Source organism: Streptomyces sp. AC627_RSS907 (assembly GCF_019049165.1).
The window spans coordinates 1-613 of record NZ_JAGMUE010000693.1; the positions used below are offsets into that span (position 1 = coordinate 1).

At 72.3% G+C, this 613-nt stretch carries 1 protein-coding gene; it reads right to left on the reverse strand.

The annotated features are described in order from the left end of the window. On the reverse strand, positions 1–596 hold a 596-nt coding region (locus KUM32_RS37845), incomplete at its 3' end, for a TauD/TfdA family dioxygenase (protein ID WP_217146356.1). Positions 597–613 lie beyond the last annotated feature (17 nt).

Here is a 613-nt window from a genome sequence, read left to right on the forward strand (position 1 = left end):
GCCGGCAGCGGCTCCGCGTACCGCAGCGTCGCGCGCCCGGTGATCGGGTGCGGGGAGACCAGCGGCGTGGTGAAGCTGCCGCCGAAGTGGCCGCGCTTCTCGACGGTGTAGGTGATCCACACCCGTTCCCACTGCGCCCGGCGCTCCGGCTCGGCGGCGTCCAGGAGGTGGGTGGTGTCGACGAAGGTGGTCTCGCCGCCCGCGTCGGCCAGCGGCGCCCGCAGGCACTGGAAGAACATGTACGCCGGCGTCTGCTCGGCGAACGCGCCGTCCCAGTGGTAGGGCACGCAGCCGGTGGTGAACAGGTAGTTCTTCGGGCGCTCCTGCACCACCAGGTCGAGCACCTCGCCGAAGTCCCAGGTCAACAGCGGTCCCCAGCGGCGGGCGCTGTCGGCGAACTCCTCCTTGGACAGGCCGGCGAAGCCGCGCAGCACGACCACCCGGAACTCGCCGACCCAGCGTGCGAGCAGGGCGGGCGACAGGGCGTTGACGTCCGCGTCGCCGGTCGCCTCGATCAGCGCGCCGAAGGGCTTGAGGAACGAGCGCTCGATGCGGACGGCCGCGTGGGGGGAACCGTGGGGTGGCGCCACGCTCACGACATGACCTCCTGGAG